The sequence below is a fragment of the uncultured Brevundimonas sp. genome, from assembly GCF_947305955.1.
GTDB lineage: Bacteria > Pseudomonadota > Alphaproteobacteria > Caulobacterales > Caulobacteraceae > Brevundimonas.
Window position 1 is genome coordinate 59,300 of the sequence record NZ_CAMZFB010000008.1, and the last position, 15,537, is coordinate 74,836.

Here is a 15,537-nt window from a genome sequence, read left to right on the forward strand (position 1 = left end):
TTTCTTTGTCAGATTGTTGGTCTGATTACAGACCCGAGCCGTAGGCCGCGTCGGTCACCGAATAGACCATGATGCCCGTCGCCACCGCGAGGTTCAGGCTGTCGGCGCGGCCCCGCATCGGAATCTTGACGTTTACATCGCAGGTCGCGGCCAGTTCGTCGGTCAGGCCTGCCTGCTCATTGCCCATCAATATGATGGCCGGATGCTGGACAGGGCTATCGCGATAGCCGTGGGTGGCATCAAGGCGCGTTCCGATCACGCTGCCCGGCCAGTTCTTGCGCCATGCCACGAAATCCTCGCGGCTGGTCTTGGTGATGGAGACGGCGAATACCGAACCCATGGTCGCGCGCACGGCTTCGACCGAATAGGGGTCCACACAATCGCCGATCAGGATCACACCGCCGCAGCCGGCGCTGTCTGCCGTGCGGATGATGGTGCCGAGGTTGCCCGGATCGCGCACCTGTTCCAGCGCCACCCAGACGGGCTTGGTATCGGGCTTGATGTCGTTCAGCGGCGTGAACACCTGCTCGAACACGCCCAGCACAGTCTGCGGATTGTCGCGGCGGCTGATCTTTTCGAGGATGGCGTGGGTGACGGTGATGATCTGGCCGCCAGCCTTGCGGGTCTCTTCCTTGGCGCGGTCGAGGATGGCGTGCGGTCGGGCATCCTGCCCCACCAACAGCATCTTCGGAGCGCGGCCCTGATCCAGAGCCTCGCCGATGAATTTCAGACCCTCTGCCAGAAAGCGACCCGTCGCCTCGCGCTCTTTGCGCATGTGCAGGGCGCGGACGCCCTTGACCGTGTCATTGGTGAGGGAGGTGATCAGATGCTCGCTCATTACACATTACTCCAGCGGGCAAAGAAGCTGAGGCCGATGGAACGGGCGTCCTTGCCGTCTTCCGACAGGGCCAGTTCGCCCCAGTCGATGCGTCCGCCACGGTCGTGGGTGGCCTCGGCCATCATGTGCGCTAGCGACAGGCCCGAGATACGGGCGGCATAGGCGTTCAGCAGCAAGAAGGAGGCATCGTCGGACAGCAGGGCGGCGCAGTCCTTCAGCAGCTCAGGCATGTCCTCGAACAGACGCCAGACCTCGCCATTGGCACCGCGACCGTATTTCGGCGGATCAAGGATGATGCCGTCGTACTTGTTGCCGCGACGAACCTCGCGGGCCACGAATTTACGGGCGTCCTCGACCAGCCAGCGGATCGGGCGGTCGGACAGGCCCGACAACTCGGCGTTCTCGCGGGCATAGGTGACCGACTTCTTGGACGCATCGACGTGGGTCACATGCGCGCCCGCCGCCGAACAGGCCAACGTAGCCACGCCGGTATAGCCGAAAAGGTTCAGGATCTTCGGCTCTTTCAGGGTGCGGATGCGGGCATCCAGCCATTCCCAGTTGGCCGCCTGTTCGGGGAAGAAGGCGAGGTGACGGAACGGGGTGAAACGCCCCATGAACCGCACGTCCTTCCATTTCAGCGGGAAGGCGTCGATCGGGCCATGCTCGTCGAAACGCCAGCGGCCGGAATCCTCTTCCTCCTGCTGGGGATCGAACATGGCATTCGCCTGCTCGAACTTCTTTTCGTCCTTGGCAGACCAGAAGCACTGCGGCTCGGGGCGCACGACCGTATAACGGCCATAGCGTTCAAGCTTGCGACCGTTGCCGCTGTCGATAAGCGCGTAATCCGACCAGCCTCGGGTGACGAGGGTTTCGGGGGTAGGGGATAGAACCGGAGCCATGTGGGGGCTGATAAGCCGTTAGACGGCCTCTCGTCCAGCATGTGCATTCGAATAGCGGCGCGTGGTAAGCGGCGTCTCGAGGTCATGCACCGGAATATCGGGCAGGTGCGGGGTCTTGTCCCACATGTGCGGCTGTACGACCAAACGCACCAGGGCGTGGAAGAAGGCTAAGGTCAGAAGCCCCCAGTACAGCGGCGCAATGGCCATGTCCCAAAGGCTGTAGCTCAAGCCTATGCGCTTCGTGCCGATCTTTGCGGTGATCCACGACGACATATAGCCTGTCAGCAGTACGGCTGTCGCAACCGGTGTCAGGTCGGGCATTTTAAACGCCATGATCCCCAATAGGGCGATGGTCGATACGGCAGCCAAGGCAAATCCGTGGATGGAGGCGGCAACCAATCCTGCGATCAGGCTGACGCACATCGCAAATGTGCCTCGCGGGCCTAGACCCTTCTGGAACAGGTGAACCGCCAAGGTTTGCAAATAGCCCTTCAGCCACCGCGTGCGTTGGGGCAGCCACAGCCTGAACGGGCCGGGCGGTGTTTCCCACGTTGGGGAAGATAGGGTGCTCAGGCGATAGGAATGACGCCACAGACGGAAGCCCAGTTCCGCATCCTCGGTGACATTATAGGCGTCCCATCCGCCGACCTCGCGCAGAACGTCCACGCGGAAATGGTTGCTGGTGCCGCCCAGCGGGAACGGCAGCCCCAGTCGCGCCATACCTGGCAGGACGACTTCGAACAGGCTGGCATATTCGGCGGCGAACTGGCGGTCGAGGATATGTGACGGCACCACGGCGCGGTGTTTACGCTGAATACGGAGTGGTGCTTGAAGGCAGGCTAACGAGCGATCCTCGGCCATGAAGCGCGACGCAGCTTCTTTCAATTGGTTGGGATCGGGAGAGTCCTCGGCGTCATAGATGGTCAGGAACTGTCCCGTCGCCATTGCCAGCCCATAGTTCAAAGCACGGGGCTTTGTTTGTGGTGATCCAGCGGGGACCACAACGACGCGCATCCAGTCGGGCAGCCGCAGGCCACGGGCAACCTCAATGGTTTCGTGGTCATCGGCCTCCAGCAACAGGAAGCATTCCAGCGCGTCGCGCGGATAGTCGATCAGCGAAAGGCGCTGGACCAGCTGGGGCAAAATAACCGCCTCTCGGTAAAGCGCGGCCATAATGGTGTAGCGCGGCCAATAGGGCGGTATAGGCGGGGCAGGCGGCGGTGTGCGGCTGAAACGCACCAGCACGGCCCGCCAAATGGCGAAGGCCAGCAGGAAGCCTTGGAACCCCGCGAGCAACAGAATGCCGATCAGCGGATATAGAAGACCCGCAGCGGCAATGACGCTGGCCACAGCGACAATCCCCAGTATGCGCGAAGCAATCAACACCCCCCGTGCTGACGCATTGGCATACGGGGTGTGCTGTGGCGATCTGAACTGATCGACCAACCCTGACCCTCTCCCCCAAGAAAAGCAGGCGCTGCAACCATAGGAGATAAGCTTTGCCAATAGCAACCTTGGCTCCGATCGCCTTCCTCGCCTAAGATGGAGGCTGACGATTGGTGGAGGCCGCGCATGGACAAGATGGCGATTGCCAAACCGGGCCGGAAGCCGAAGGGCGAAGGCCATGCGCGCCGTGGCGAAATCCTTGCGGCGGCTGAACAGATTTTCGTGGCCGATGGCTATGAAGGTGCCACGATCCGCAAGATCGCGACCGCTGTAGGCGTGTCCTCGACCGCGCTTTATCTGCACTTCAAGGACAAGGCCGAGATTCTTAGCGAGATTTGCCGCGAGGCCTTTGCGGCATTGTCGGCCCGTCAGGAGGTGTTGGCGGCAGCAGAGACCGATCCGGTGGTGCGTCTACGCAATATGCTGCGGTGCTACATCGAGTTCGGCTTCGAGAACGTGAATGCCTATCGACTGGCCTTCATGACCTATACGGCCATCTCGGTCGAGGACAGCGAGAGCCTGACCCGCAAGGTCGCCGCCGAACTCTATACCGGATTTGAGGCGGGGGTCTCCCAAGCTGTCGGTAAGGGCCGCACGCCAGAGGAGTTGACCGTACTGGCTCAAATCCTGTGGGCAAGCGTCCACGGCTTGGTTTCCATCATGGTCATGAAGCCACATTTTGAATGGGCCGACCGATCCGCGCTGATCGAGGCGCAGTTGGATCTCTTGATGCGGGGCCTGTCCTCACAGTGAAGTATAAGCTGGGTTACCGGCTGATCAGCAGTATGGTCTTGGCCGTCGGTTGTGGCGTGCCTTTGGCTGCAACGGCGGAACCGTTGCGCGTGATGGCCTTGGATCAGTGCGCCGATCAATATGTGATGGCCTTGGCGCCGAATGCCGAGGTACGCCTGTCGCCGCGCGCCGATGATCCCGACTCCTATTTTGCCGATCGCGCAAAACACTATCGGATGATCAGGCCAACGCTGGAGGCGGCCGTCGCTTTTCGTCCCGATGTCGTGGTCCGTTATTGGGGTGGCGACCAGAGACTGCTTCAGCGGCTGGAGCGTGACGGGGTAAAGATCGTCAACATCGACGATGCGACAGATTTTCCAAAAATAGCCCAAAATATCCGACAAATATCGGCATCACTTGATGCAAAAGATGAAGGCGAGGCATTGATTGCCGATATGAACGCCACGCTGAAACGGTCCCAATCGGCGGGCCGTGGGCGCGAGGCCACCTATATCACCGCCAGCGGATTTACCGCAGGGTCGGGAACCTTGATTGACAGCATCCTGACGGCGGCTGGCTTCCGTAACGGGACCAAAAAGCCCGGCTATCAGCCCATCGGCTTGGAGGCGGTGGTAATGTCACCGCCGTTCATGTTCGTGCGCGGATTCTTCGAACTGATGACAGCCGACTGGCGTGGCGTGGGCAGGCATCCCGTTCTTAAACCACTGCTTGAAGAAAAGACCTTGGCTGATCTTCCGGCGTCGACCCTGAGCTGCCCCGCGTGGTTTGCTGGCGATGCGGTGGCGGCCTTGGCCGAGAGTGCGGCCCAATGAAGCGCAGTCTTCTGATCCCGCTATTGATCGTGGCCAATCTGGCGGCGGTGGTTGTGAGCGTCAGCTTTGGCGAGACGGCCTTGTCTTGGTCCGACTATGGCGCGGCGCTATCCGATCCATCGTCGGGCGAGGGTACGGTTCTGTGGCAGATCCGCTTGCCGCGTGTTCTGTGTGCGATGTGCGTCGGTGGTGCGCTGGGCCTGTCGGGCGCGGTGATGCAGGGGCTTTTGCGAAACCCGTTGGCGGAACCGGGGGTGATCGGTGTGTCGGGGACGGCGGCCTGTACGGCTGCCTTGGCTATTACACTTGGCTTGGCCGCGATACCGGGCGCGGTCGAAGCATCTGCACTGATCGGTGCCGCATTGGCAGGCGTCCTATTGACGGTGGTGGGTATGCGGGTTCGCACGCCGGAAGCCTTGATCCTGTTCGGTGTCGCACTTTCCAGTTTTTCCGGTGCCCTGACGGCGCTGGTGTTTAACCTGTCGCCATCGCCCATTGCGACCGCAGAAGTGATGTCGTGGATGTTGGGATCGGTGACGAACCGCAGTTGGTTTGATGTCGGCTGGGTGGCGGTTGCCGTGGTGGTGGCTGCGGTCTTTGCCGCGCTGTCGTCGCGCGGTTTGCGGATGCTGACGCTTGGTGAGGACGTGGCCAAGGCGTCGGGCCTACCGCTGGCACGGCTGCGGGTCTATGCGCTGCTGGCAGCGGCAGTGGCGTCCGGCGCTGCTGTGGCGGTGTCGGGCATTATCGGTTTTGTGGGGCTGGCGGCACCGCATCTGGTGCGTTCGGCAGTGCGCGCTGATCCGGGGCGGATACTGCTGCCGTCCGCACTGGCAGGCAGTTTGATGCTGGCCATGGCCGATTTGGCGACGCGATTGATCCCGACGGACCAGGAGCTGAAGCTGGGTGTTTTCACTGCCCTGATCGGTGCGCCGTTGTTTGCCTTGATCGCATGGCGTGCAGCACGGGAGTGGCGTCTGTGAGCCTGTTGTCGCTGAATTCCGTTTCCGTCATCGCCGATGGCCGCCAAGTGCTCAAGTCGGTTACGCTGCAAGCCGGAAGGGGCGAGTTGATCGCCATCTGCGGCCCGAATGGTGCCGGTAAATCAACCCTGCTCAAGGCCGTCGCGGGTCTACAGAAGCTGTCGTCGGGCGTGGTCACGATTGACGGGAAGGACGTTCGCGGCTTGTCGCCCCGTCAGAGGGGCGAGCGTCTGGCCTATCTGGCACAGGATCGTTCGATCGCGTGGAACCTGCCCGCTGTCGAGATTGCCGCGCTGGGTGGGCTGTTCCTGTCTGGGGCTGATGCCATCGCGTCGGCGCGCAAGGCATTGGATTTGGTCGGTGTCGGCCATCTGGCGGATCGTGGTGTCGCGGAGATGTCGGGCGGCGAGCGGGCCAGAGTTTTGCTGGCTCGTGCGTTGGCGACAAACGCCGATGTCATCCTTGCTGATGAACCCGTCGCGGGGCTTGATCCGGATGCCGCGCTTCTGGTGATGCAGCGTTTGAAGGAGCGCACAGTTGAGGGCGGGACCTTGCTGATGACCCTGCATGACCTCAGTCTGGCAGCCCATTTCGCGGATCGGGTGATCGTTATCGCCGATGGTGCCGTGGTTGCGGACGACAAACCGCTTTCAGCCCTGAATGCCGATGTGCTGGCCCGGCATTTCAATATCGCGGGCCAATGGGTCGAAACAGAAAACGGGCCGCTTTTGGCGACCCGTCGTCTGTAGGCTTAGTTGGGCTGATAGGGGCGGGGGCCGGAATAGGGCGGCGTACCCCGTGCTAGATCGGCCGACGGCGTCAGCGGCGCGGAGCCACCGTTCAGGCGGGCGCGATAGATATGCATGTTCTCCATCACCCGCATCATATAGTTGCGTGTTTCGGTGATGGGCGCGCATTCGATGAAGTCGATGGGATCGACCTGCGCCTGACGCGGGTCGCCGCAACGCGCCGTCCATTGCGGCGGGCGGGCGGGGCCAGCGTTGTATCCCACGGCGGCCAACAGCGGCGACTGGCCGAAATTGTTCAGCAGTTCGCCAAGGTGATAGCTGCCCAGCGTCATATTGTAGCTGCCGTCCCACAGGCGATCATCGCTGTACGACAGGCCCATGCGACGGGCCACGCCACGCGCCGTGGATGGTAGCAACTGCATCATGCCACGGGCGTCCGCGTGCGAACGGACGGTGGGGTCAAAGCTGGATTCCTGACGGGTAATGGCCAGTGTGAAGTCGTTGGGTGCCATGCCCGCGACCGGCGTCGGCAGCTCGATCGGGTACATACGTTCAGGCAGGATGATGCCGCGACCGCTGGCCCCACGACCAACCATCATGGCCCCGAACTGGTCCCCGCCTTGCTTCACGATATCGAACAGCATCGCCAGATCGACCGCCAGCGGCAGTCGGTCATCGAGGTGATAGGCAAAGACCCGCACAAGGTTCTTCTCGCCCAGCTGGCTGAGGATCTTGGTCGCCTTGACCACCTCATAGCTGTTGAAGCGGGCATAGTCCTCGCCCGTGGGGACCGGTTCACCCGGCAGGGTCAGTTGACTGATGCCCGCCTTTTCGGCAGCCAGTTGGCCATAGAAGGTGTGCCAATGACGGGCACCTGCCTGATAATATTGATCGGCAGCGGCGCGGTCGCCCATCGCCTCGCTGGCGCGGCCTAGCCAGTAATAGGCGCGTCCTTGGGTGATCGACGTCTGCGAGACATTGCGCAGGGTCTCGAAGTGGGCCGCGGCACGACGCGGGTCGTTCAGCTTGGTCAGGGCCACCCAGCCCGCGAAGAACTCGGCGTCGACCTTGCGCTCGCCCGCGTGGAAGCCGTGGCCGTTCATAGCGTCATAGGCGGCCTGATCATTGCCCATGCGAAGGGCGTCGAGGAACAGGTTGCGACGCTCGGACCAAAGGGTGTTCTGGCCTTCGGAGTGATTGGGTGCGCTTGGCAGATAGCGCAGCAGTTGGAAGGCTTCGCTATGGCGGTTGGCCGCTCGCAGCAGGCGGACACGCTCCAGCACCACATTCGGATCAAGGGCGATCGCAGGGCTGAGGCCGCTGACAATACCGTCGGGTGAATAGGCGGTCCGCAGTGACATGACGGCATTGGCTGCCGATTGTTTTTCGTATGGGGCAAGCGCCACCATCGCCCGCGTGGCCGGACCGTGCGGGCCGCTCAGCAGGGTCGTCAGGCGCGCCGCGTGGTCATCGGACGTCAGCCAGCCGGACCAGCGCGACAGGATGGTGTTCTGTTCGGTCAGATCAAAGGATTCATTGCGCCACCATTCGCGAACGAGCGACTGCGCTTCGTCGCGGCGGCCCGCCTGTTCAAGGGCGGCGGCGTAGGTGATTGCACCTTGAACCGTGGTCGGGGCCTCATTTCCGTAAAAGGCGAGTGCGGTGTCGCCGCCAATGCCACCTGCGTACATGGCGCGCTCGGTCGCGGCGCGGCGTGATTCGCTACGCGGCCAGTCCTTGAGTTCGGTTTCGGCGCGGATCAGGTCCGAGTACGGCAGTTGGCGATCGGCCGTGTCGACGAGGGCCCATTCGACCAATTTACGGGCGGTCGGATCACTGATCGACGCCATGATAGATTGGGTACGGGTGACGTCGCGGGCGCGTGCCGCAGCCAGACCCTGTTGGACCAGCGAAGCCTCGTATGGGCTTATGCCATCGGGGTTTTGGGCCCCGTACGCAGCGGGGACGCTGTTGACCACATCCTGAGTCGACGGTGCCATCACCGCAATGGCGGCTGCGAGGGTGGTAGCGATCATCAGCTTTCTGGTCCTCATTCATCTACTTGTTGCGGTGAAGCCCGTGGCGAAATACCTTCCGGCTTCATTCTCTGTTCGAGCGGGCGAACCGCTCTTTCTCCGCATAGGCTAGTTCTTTCCATGATCGCCCATTTGTTCAAGGGCGTGATCACCGCATTGATCACACCTCTTCGTGACGGAACCGTGGACGAGGCGGCTTTCAAACAACTGCTGGAGCGCCAAATCGCGGCCGGAGTGCACGGCGTTGTCCCAATGGGAACCACGGGCGAAAGCGCGACCCTGCATCTGGACGAGCACAAGCGCGTGGTCGAGATGTGCGTCGAGATTTGTGCGGGCCGGATCAAGGTGCTGGCCGGCGCGGGGGGATCGGCGACGGACAAGGCGATCGAGCTGACCCGCTTTGCCAAGACGGTCGGTGCGGACGGCGCGCTGGTCGTGACGCCCTATTACAACCGCCCTTCGCAAGAGGGCATGCGGGCGCACTTTGAGGCGGTGGCCGATGCGGTCCAACTGCCGATACTGCTTTATAACGTTCCGGGACGTACGGGCGTCGATTTGTCGAACGCCTCGGTCGCGGAACTGGCGAAACATCCGAACGTCGTGGGGATCAAGGACGCGACCGGCGACCTGTCGCGGGTGAGCTGGATGCGCGCCCACATCGGTGAGGGCTTTGACCTGATTTCCGGTGATGACCCCAGCTATCTGGGCTATGCCGCGCAGGGTGGGGCAGGCGTGATCTCGGTCACGTCCAACGTGGCACCTGAAGCCATGGTGGCCATGAGCAATGCCGTCCAGTCCGGCGATCTGGCTACAGCCCGTGTATGGCAGGACCGACTGATCGACCTGCACAAGGCGCTGTTCATCGACAATTCGCCATCCCCAACGAAATATGCGCTGGCCAAGATGGGATACTGCTCCGAGGAAGTGCGTTTGCCTCTCTCAACCACGCGCACGGACCTGCGCCCCCACATTGACGCTGCCCTGAAGGCCGCTGGTATCGAGTAATGGCTGACAACACGCCGAAGCAGAAGACGATCGCCGAGAACAGGCGCGCCCGATACGACTATTTCCTCGATGACCATATCGAGGCGGGCATCCAGCTGGTCGGGACCGAGATCAAGGCTCTGCGCGACGGTCGCGCCAATATCGCCGAAAGCTATGTCGCCGTTGAGGGGCGGGAGTTGATGTTGGTGAACGCTGACATCCCGCCCTACAAGATGGCGAACCGCTTCAACCACGAGCCGCGTCGTCACCGTAAGCTGCTGCTGCATCGTCGCCAGATCGATAAGTTTATCGCGGCGGTCCAACGCGACGGACGTACGATTATCGCGACGCGGCTGTATCTAAATGAGGCCGGCAAGGCCAAGCTTGAGATCGCACTGGCCAAGGGCAAAAAGACCCATGACAAGCGCGAAGCGGTTGCCGAACGCGACTGGCAGCGCGACAAGGCGCGCTTGTTGAGAGACAAGGGCTGACGGAATTGATGACGTCGCGCCTAGCGGCATGGCGTCTCGCGATATAGTGTCGTGTCCGTAAAGACCGATTGCGGAGTGCATGGTGAAGATAGCCAATCGCTGGTTCGTCTTGGCTGCGACAGCCTTGATGGGCGCTGTGGCAGCCGCAGGTGTCGTGGTGGCTGTGTACGCAGCCTATGTGATTCACGACCTGCCTGATGCAGCAGAGCTGGCGGACTATCGTCCGGCAACGGCGACGCGCGTCTATGCCGGTGACGGTACCCTGATCGGCGAGTTTTCCGAACAGCGCCGCATCTATGTGACCTATAATCAGGTCCCCGAGCGCGTGGTTCAGGCTTTCCTGGCCGCAGAAGACAGCAACTTTTTCAACCATGGCGGTGTGGACGTTTCGGGCATTGGCCGTGCGACCTTCCGTAATGTGTTCAACGTTCTGACCGGACGGCGTCTGGAAGGTGGCTCGACCATCACCCAGCAGGTCGCCAAGAACGTGATGCTCAGCGACGAGACCAAGCTGAACCGCAAGCTGAAAGAAGCCATTCTGGCGACGCGTCTCGAGACCGTTCTCAGCAAGGAACAGCTGCTTGAGCTGTATGTAAACGAGATCTACCTCGGCTATCGCTCGTATGGCGTGGCCGCTGCGGCCTATAACTATTTCGGCAAGTCGCTGGATCAGCTGACGCTGGAAGAAGCGGCCTATCTGGCAGCCCTGCCGAAAGGCCCGACCAACTATCATCCGCACCGCCGCAAGGAGGCCGCTATCGGTCGCCGCAACTGGGTGCTGGGCCAGATGGAAGATGCTGGCTTCATCACGGCCGAAGAGCGCGATGCCGCTCAGGCCCGTCCGCTGAACGCGCGCTCTGCGCCTCGCCGTGCGGAATATGCCGACGCCGACTTCTTCGTCGAGGAAGCCCGTCGCCGCGCTATCTCGATGTTCGGTCAGGAAGAAGTGAACCGTGGCGGTTACTATCTGCGCACGACTCTGGATCCGCAGCTGCAGTCGGCGGCCCGTATCGCGTTGATGCGTGGTCTGGAAGCCTATGACCGTCGTCATGGCTGGCGCGGGGCATGGGGCGAAACCGACTTCAGCGAGGGCTGGCAGGCCGAGGCACTTCGTCGTCAGTCGCCGCCGGAACGCCGGACGTGGGAAGCCGCAGGTGTGGAAAGCGTCAGCGGCAGCAATGTCCGCATTCGCACCGCCAAGGATAATCACACGGGCTCGCTGCTTGCCGCCGATGTGGCGTGGAGCAACAACAGCCGTAAGCCGCTGAAGCGCGGCGATCTCATCTTTGTCGAGCGTCAGGGCGGACAGTATTCCCTGCGTCAGGTGCCGAACGTGAACGGCGCGCTGGTGGCCATCGAGCCGCAGTCGGGTCGCGTGCTGGCGATGGTGGGTGGCTATTCCTATGGCCTGTCCAGCTTCAACCGCGCCACTCAGGCCCGCCGTCAGCCGGGTTCGGCCTATAAGCCGTTTGTGTATGCCGCTGCGCTTGAAGGCGACTTCAACCCGACCTCGATTGTGCTGGATGCGCCGATCAGCTTCCCCGGTGGCCCGGGTGGCAAGCGCTGGACCCCGTCCAACTACAGCCGTCGCTACTATGGTCCGCAAACCCTGCGCCGTGGTCTGGAGCTGTCGCGCAACGTCATGACCGTGCGTCTGGCTCAGGCTGTCGGCATGAAGACCATCGTGGACCTGTCCAAGAAGATGGGCGTGGTCGATGATATGCAGCCCAACCTGGCCATGTCGCTGGGGGCAGGGGAAACCACCCCGTATCAGATCACCGCAGCCTATGCCGCCTTTGCCAACGGGGGCCGTCGCGTCGATCCCTTCCTGCTGGAAGTGGTGCAGGACCGTTATGGCAAGACCATCCACCGCGCAGATCGCCGTGCATGCCGTGACTGTAACCGTTCGTTCTCGGGGCAGGAATCTCCGCGCCTTCAACCGCGTGGCACGCAGGTGATCGACCCGATTACCGCCTATCAGATCACCTCCATGCTTGAAGGTGTGGTCCAGCGCGGTACCGCCGCCAGCGTCCGCTATCTGGGCCCGAATATCGCGGGTAAGACCGGCACGACCAATGAATATCGCTCGGCATGGTTCGTCGGTTATTCCGCCGATTTGGTCGTGGGTGTGTTCGTTGGCTTTGACGACAACCGCTCGCTGGGTAGTGGCGAGGCCGGTGCCTCGACCGCCGTGCCGATTTTCGGCGATTTCATGCAGGAAGCGCTCAAGACCCGTCCGGCACGTCCGTTTGTTCGTCCCAAGAATGCGATCTTCAAGGTCGTGAACGGCATCGAGGAAGCCTTCCGCCCGGGCACCGAGCGTGAGGTTCGCGCCGACCCGATCCGCACCGAGCCGACCGGCCCGCGTCCGTATGAGGAAGTCGTCCGCACCGATCCGACGGGTACCGGATCGCCGACACAACCGTCCGCACCGCCCACGGCTCCGGCCCAGCCGGCCACACCGCCGCGCAAGGAAGTCCCTGAGGACTTGAGCGGATTGTACTGAAGCATTAGTTAGACCCTCAACACGGCGCATTCGTTCAACGAGTGCGCCGTTATCTTTCGATCCTTTGGCGCGCCGCGCCGAGGCAGACCAAATCGCATAGGAGTTTGCGATGAGACTGGATGTCGAGGCCATGAAGGCCGACATCGAGCAGAGCGTTGCTCTGCTCAGGAGGCGACTTTGACTGGGATGTCGCTTTAAGAAAGCTCCACGAGCTGAACGCACGCGTCGAAGATCCGACGCTGTGGGACAATCCCGAACAAGCTCAGGCTGTCAGCCGCGAACGCTCGCGTCTGGAAGATCAGGTCAACACCGTCAAACAGATGGAACGTGATCTGGAAGACGGTCTGATGCTGGCCGAAATGGCCGATGAGGAAGGCGACGAAGCCGCCCTTGAAGAGGCACGCGTCATGCTGCGCGGCATCAAGGAACGCGCCGCCCGCGCCGAACTGGAAGCCCTGCTGTCGGGTGAAGCCGACGGCAACGACGCCTATCTGGAAGTGAACTCCGGTGCCGGTGGCACGGAGTCGAACGACTGGGCCGGTATCCTGCTGCGTATGTACACGCGCTGGGCCAAGGCACACGGCTATGAAGTCGAGGTCGAGGCCGAAGAAGCGGGCGAACAGGCTGGCATCAAGTCCGCGACCATTCTGGTCAAGGGCCCGAACGCCTACGGCTGGCTGAAGTCGGAATCGGGCGTGCACCGTCTGGTCCGCATCAGCCCGTATGACGCCGCCGCCAAACGGCACACCTCGTTCGCGTCGATCGGCGTTTCGCCTGTGGTCGATGACACGATCGAAATCGACATCAATCCGGCGGACGTCCGTACCGACACCTATCGCGCCTCGGGTGCGGGTGGTCAGCACATCAACAAGACGGACTCGGCTGTCCGACTGACCCACATTCCGACCAATACGGTTGTGGCCTGTCAGGCGGGCCGTTCGCAGCACCAGAACCGCGACCAAGCGTGGAAGATGCTGCGCGCGCGTCTGTACGAACTGGAACTGCAAAAGCGCGAAGCTGCGGCACAGGCTCTGGCCGACGCAAAGACCGATATCGGTTGGGGTCACCAGATCCGATCCTACGTCCTGCAGCCCTATCCGATGGTCAAGGACCTGCGGACCGGCGTAGAAACGTCGGACACCCAAGGGGTTCTGGATGGCGATCTGGATGCCTTCATGGGTGCCGCGCTGGCGGCCCGCGTGGGCGAGACCCGCGACGCGGCGCAGGCCGACTGAGCATAAGAAAAGGGGATGGCCCAGCCATCCCCTTTTTGTTTCCGCAAATGTCGGAAGGTCAGGCCGTAGCCGGTTCTTCCGTACCGCGCTTGGCTTGGGTCGAGCGGCCCGAGAACCATGCACCGCGTTCGATAGTCAGTTCTTCCTGGGTGATGTCGCCCTCGACCTTTGCGGTCGGATGCAGGTGAACCTGTTTGGCGACGATGGCACCGGTCACGCGGCCCCGTACGTCGAGAAAGTCGGCGTGCACCGTGCCTTCAACCGCACCTTTTTCATTGATCAGGACCTGCGACACACGCACGTCGCCCTTGACCGTTCCTTCGATTACCAGTTGGCCGACACCGGAGATGTCGCCTTCGAAGGTCATTCCTGTACCAAGCACCGATGCGGCCTCTCGTGTGGGTCGTGAAGGTGGAGTGCTGCCGCCGCCGAAGCCGCCGCCGGAACCGCTGCCATAGCCGCCGCCGGTGCCGCTACCTGTCGGGCTCCAGCCGGAACTGGCCGCTAGCGGAGGTTCAACCGTATCGTCCGATGCGGCAGTGGGCGGAGGTGCGGGTTCTTCTACCGCCGCTTCGCGCTCTTCGGAGGCGTGGCTGTAAGAGGGGCTGGGATCATCGTCACCGAAATCGTCCAGAACCTCTGTATCCAGTTCCAGCTCTTCCAGTTCCGTATCATCAAGAGCGCCTGTGTCATCGTGTGAACTGGCAGTCCCCATTGAGCGTGTAGGGGGGGGAACGTAAGGCTTGCCCTTGTTGAACATCCAAACCTCCAAGGCCGCTTGGCGAGCGACAGTTGATAAACGACTCGGACAACACTGTTATGCCCAACGTCATAACAACTGTAAAACGTCGTTCGATCAATGTGAGAAATGGAGGTTTTTTCAGTAGCCTATATTAGGCTGCGCGCGCGGCTTCCAAAACGGCGGCCGCATGGTCGCGAACCTTCACATTATGCCAGACCTGCTGGATGACGCCGGAGCGGTCTACAAGGAAGGTCGCGCGCTCTATGCCCATGTATTCACGGCCATAAAGCTTTTTGAGCACCCAGACGCCCCACGCTTCGGTCACGATGCCGTCCTCGTCCGAGCCTAGGATGACCTTCAGGTCGTGCTTGGCTTTGAACTTTTCGAGCTTTTTGGCCGGATCGCGCGAGATGCCGATAACAACTGTATCGGCGGCCGCAAATTCATCGGCCAGTGCCGAGAAATCTAGCCCTTCAGTCGTGCAGCCGGGCGTGTCCGCTTTCGGATAGAAATAGACCACGACCTTTTTGCCCTTATGGGCGGCCAGATCGAAATTGCCGTCGCCATCGGTGGCGATGGACAGCGCGGGGGCCGGGGTGCCTTGGGTCAGTTCACTCATCTTCTTACCTCCAGGTGTTCCAGCGCACCCGCGCTGTGATCGTCGTTGTTAGACCGGCTTGACCAGCACGATCTTTTTCTTGCCCGCGGCCAGCTTGATCACGCCATCGGCGTTCACGTCGGCATCGGTGACCAGTTGGGCACCGTCGCTGATGGCCACGTCATTCAGACGCAGACCACCGCCTTGAGCCAGACGGCGGGCTTCGCCGTTCGACTGGGTCAGACCCGCTTTGGTGATGACAGCGGCGACCATGGCACCGATGACCTCATCGCGCGGCAGTTCAACGGTCGGCAGGTCGGCCGAAAGCTGGCCCTTTTCAAAGGCGGCTTCGGCGGCTGCGCGGGCGGCCTTGGCGGCTTCCTCGCCGTGCATCATGGTGGTGGTGGCGTCGGCGAGCGCCTTCTTGGCCTCGTTGATCTGAGCGCCTTCCATCGCCTCGTAAGC

14 protein-coding genes and 1 pseudogene are annotated in these 15,537 nt (G+C 62.0%); 8 read left to right on the plus strand and 7 right to left on the minus strand.

Annotated elements, in window-relative coordinates; genetic code table 11:
* Window positions 1-25: 25 nt before the first annotated feature.
* Genes Q0Y42_RS03805 through Q0Y42_RS03815 form a run of 3 tightly spaced genes read right to left on the minus strand, consistent with a single transcriptional unit; the run spans window position 26 to window position 3,087 of the window.
* Complete coding sequence (locus tag Q0Y42_RS03805) at window positions 26-838, minus strand: RNA methyltransferase (protein ID WP_297800354.1); 813 nt, start codon at window positions 836-838, stop codon at window positions 26-28.
* Complete coding sequence (locus Q0Y42_RS03810; protein ID WP_297800356.1) at window positions 838-1,737, minus strand: class I SAM-dependent methyltransferase; 900 nt, start codon at window positions 1,735-1,737, stop codon at window positions 838-840. Before Q0Y42_RS03810 ends, Q0Y42_RS03805 begins: the two co-directional genes overlap by 1 nt.
* A gap of 18 nt (window positions 1,738-1,755) precedes the next feature.
* Window positions 1,756-3,087, minus strand: coding sequence for a glycosyltransferase (locus Q0Y42_RS03815; RefSeq protein ID WP_297800358.1), 1,332 nt, complete (start codon window positions 3,085-3,087; stop codon window positions 1,756-1,758).
* Between the two features lie 222 nt (window positions 3,088-3,309).
* Between Q0Y42_RS03815 and Q0Y42_RS03820 the strand changes: the two genes are divergently transcribed.
* Genes Q0Y42_RS03820 through Q0Y42_RS03835 form a run of 4 tightly spaced genes read left to right on the plus strand, consistent with a single transcriptional unit; the run spans window position 3,310 to window position 6,480 of the window.
* The gene (locus Q0Y42_RS03820) at window positions 3,310-3,936 is read left to right on the plus strand and encodes a TetR/AcrR family transcriptional regulator (protein ID WP_297800360.1); all 627 of its coding nucleotides are present in this window, start codon (window positions 3,310-3,312) and stop codon (window positions 3,934-3,936) included.
* Complete coding sequence (locus Q0Y42_RS03825; RefSeq protein WP_297800361.1) at window positions 3,933-4,748, plus strand: ABC transporter substrate-binding protein; 816 nt, start codon at window positions 3,933-3,935, stop codon at window positions 4,746-4,748. Before Q0Y42_RS03820 ends, Q0Y42_RS03825 begins: the two co-directional genes overlap by 4 nt.
* The gene (locus Q0Y42_RS03830; protein WP_297800363.1) at window positions 4,745-5,731 is read left to right on the plus strand and encodes an iron ABC transporter permease; all 987 of its coding nucleotides are present in this window, start codon (window positions 4,745-4,747) and stop codon (window positions 5,729-5,731) included. The genes Q0Y42_RS03825 and Q0Y42_RS03830 overlap by 4 nt, the downstream gene beginning before the upstream one ends.
* On the plus strand, window positions 5,728-6,480 hold the full coding sequence (locus Q0Y42_RS03835; protein ID WP_297800365.1) for an ABC transporter ATP-binding protein: 753 nt from the start codon (window positions 5,728-5,730) through the stop codon (window positions 6,478-6,480). Before Q0Y42_RS03830 ends, Q0Y42_RS03835 begins: the two co-directional genes overlap by 4 nt.
* A gap of 2 nt (window positions 6,481-6,482) precedes the next feature.
* Here Q0Y42_RS03835 and Q0Y42_RS03840 read toward each other — a convergent pair whose 3' ends face one another.
* Complete coding sequence (locus tag Q0Y42_RS03840) at window positions 6,483-8,516, minus strand: lytic transglycosylase domain-containing protein (protein WP_297800367.1); 2,034 nt, start codon at window positions 8,514-8,516, stop codon at window positions 6,483-6,485.
* Window positions 8,517-8,636: 120 nt separating this feature from the next.
* On the opposite strand from Q0Y42_RS03840, the gene dapA reads away from it, so the two are divergent.
* The 4 genes from dapA (at window position 8,637) to prfB (ending at window position 13,732) form a co-directional block, all read left to right on the plus strand.
* On the plus strand, window positions 8,637-9,521 hold the full coding sequence (gene dapA / locus Q0Y42_RS03845) for a 4-hydroxy-tetrahydrodipicolinate synthase (protein WP_297800369.1): 885 nt from the start codon (window positions 8,637-8,639) through the stop codon (window positions 9,519-9,521).
* On the plus strand, window positions 9,521-9,991 hold the full coding sequence (smpB, locus tag Q0Y42_RS03850; RefSeq protein WP_297800372.1) for an SsrA-binding protein SmpB: 471 nt from the start codon (window positions 9,521-9,523) through the stop codon (window positions 9,989-9,991). Before dapA ends, smpB begins: the two co-directional genes overlap by 1 nt.
* A gap of 79 nt (window positions 9,992-10,070) precedes the next feature.
* The gene (locus Q0Y42_RS03855; RefSeq protein ID WP_297800374.1) at window positions 10,071-12,497 is read left to right on the plus strand and encodes a penicillin-binding protein 1A; all 2,427 of its coding nucleotides are present in this window, start codon (window positions 10,071-10,073) and stop codon (window positions 12,495-12,497) included.
* Between the two features lie 109 nt (window positions 12,498-12,606).
* A protein-coding gene (gene prfB / locus Q0Y42_RS03860; protein ID WP_297800376.1) for a peptide chain release factor 2 occupies window positions 12,607-13,732 on the plus strand; the annotation gives its coding sequence in 2 pieces (ribosomal slippage) (window positions 12,607-12,675 and window positions 12,677-13,732; 1,125 coding nt in all).
* 58 nt (window positions 13,733-13,790) lie between these two features.
* Here the strand turns inward: prfB and Q0Y42_RS03865 are convergent.
* The 3 genes and pseudogenes from Q0Y42_RS03865 to Q0Y42_RS03875 form a co-directional block, all read right to left on the minus strand.
* Window positions 13,791-14,447 carry a polymer-forming cytoskeletal protein gene (locus Q0Y42_RS03865; protein WP_297800379.1) on the minus strand — a complete coding sequence of 219 codons (657 nt, stop codon included), beginning with the start codon at window positions 14,445-14,447 and terminating at the stop codon, window positions 13,791-13,793.
* 178 nt (window positions 14,448-14,625) lie between these two features.
* Window positions 14,626-15,093 carry a thioredoxin-dependent thiol peroxidase gene (gene bcp / locus Q0Y42_RS03870; protein WP_297800380.1) on the minus strand — a complete coding sequence of 156 codons (468 nt, stop codon included), beginning with the start codon at window positions 15,091-15,093 and terminating at the stop codon, window positions 14,626-14,628.
* Between the two features lie 48 nt (window positions 15,094-15,141).
* Window positions 15,142-15,537 (minus strand): annotated as a pseudogene (locus Q0Y42_RS03875) (tyrosine--tRNA ligase); the annotation flags it as partial.

What these genes read in the sequence shown, in the direction of transcription:
- Q0Y42_RS03805 (WP_297800354.1), bottom strand. Translation starts at nt 838, where the DNA reads ATGAGCGAGCATCTGATCACCTCCCTCACCAATGACACGGTCAAGGGC.
- Q0Y42_RS03820 (WP_297800360.1), top strand. Translation starts at nt 3,310, where the DNA reads ATGGACAAGATGGCGATTGCCAAACCGGGCCGGAAGCCGAAGGGCGAA.
- Q0Y42_RS03865 (WP_297800379.1), bottom strand. Translation starts at nt 14,447, where the DNA reads ATGGGGACTGCCAGTTCACACGATGACACAGGCGCTCTTGATGATACG.
- dapA (WP_297800369.1), top strand. Translation starts at nt 8,637, where the DNA reads ATGATCGCCCATTTGTTCAAGGGCGTGATCACCGCATTGATCACACCT.
- Q0Y42_RS03840 (WP_297800367.1), bottom strand. Translation starts at nt 8,516, where the DNA reads ATGATCGCTACCACCCTCGCAGCCGCCATTGCGGTGATGGCACCGTCG.
- Q0Y42_RS03830 (WP_297800363.1), top strand. Translation starts at nt 4,745, where the DNA reads ATGAAGCGCAGTCTTCTGATCCCGCTATTGATCGTGGCCAATCTGGCG.
- smpB (WP_297800372.1), top strand. Translation starts at nt 9,521, where the DNA reads ATGGCTGACAACACGCCGAAGCAGAAGACGATCGCCGAGAACAGGCGC.
- bcp (WP_297800380.1), bottom strand. Translation starts at nt 15,093, where the DNA reads ATGAGTGAACTGACCCAAGGCACCCCGGCCCCCGCGCTGTCCATCGCC.
- Q0Y42_RS03810 (WP_297800356.1), bottom strand. Translation starts at nt 1,737, where the DNA reads ATGGCTCCGGTTCTATCCCCTACCCCCGAAACCCTCGTCACCCGAGGC.
- Q0Y42_RS03855 (WP_297800374.1), top strand. Translation starts at nt 10,071, where the DNA reads ATGGTGAAGATAGCCAATCGCTGGTTCGTCTTGGCTGCGACAGCCTTG.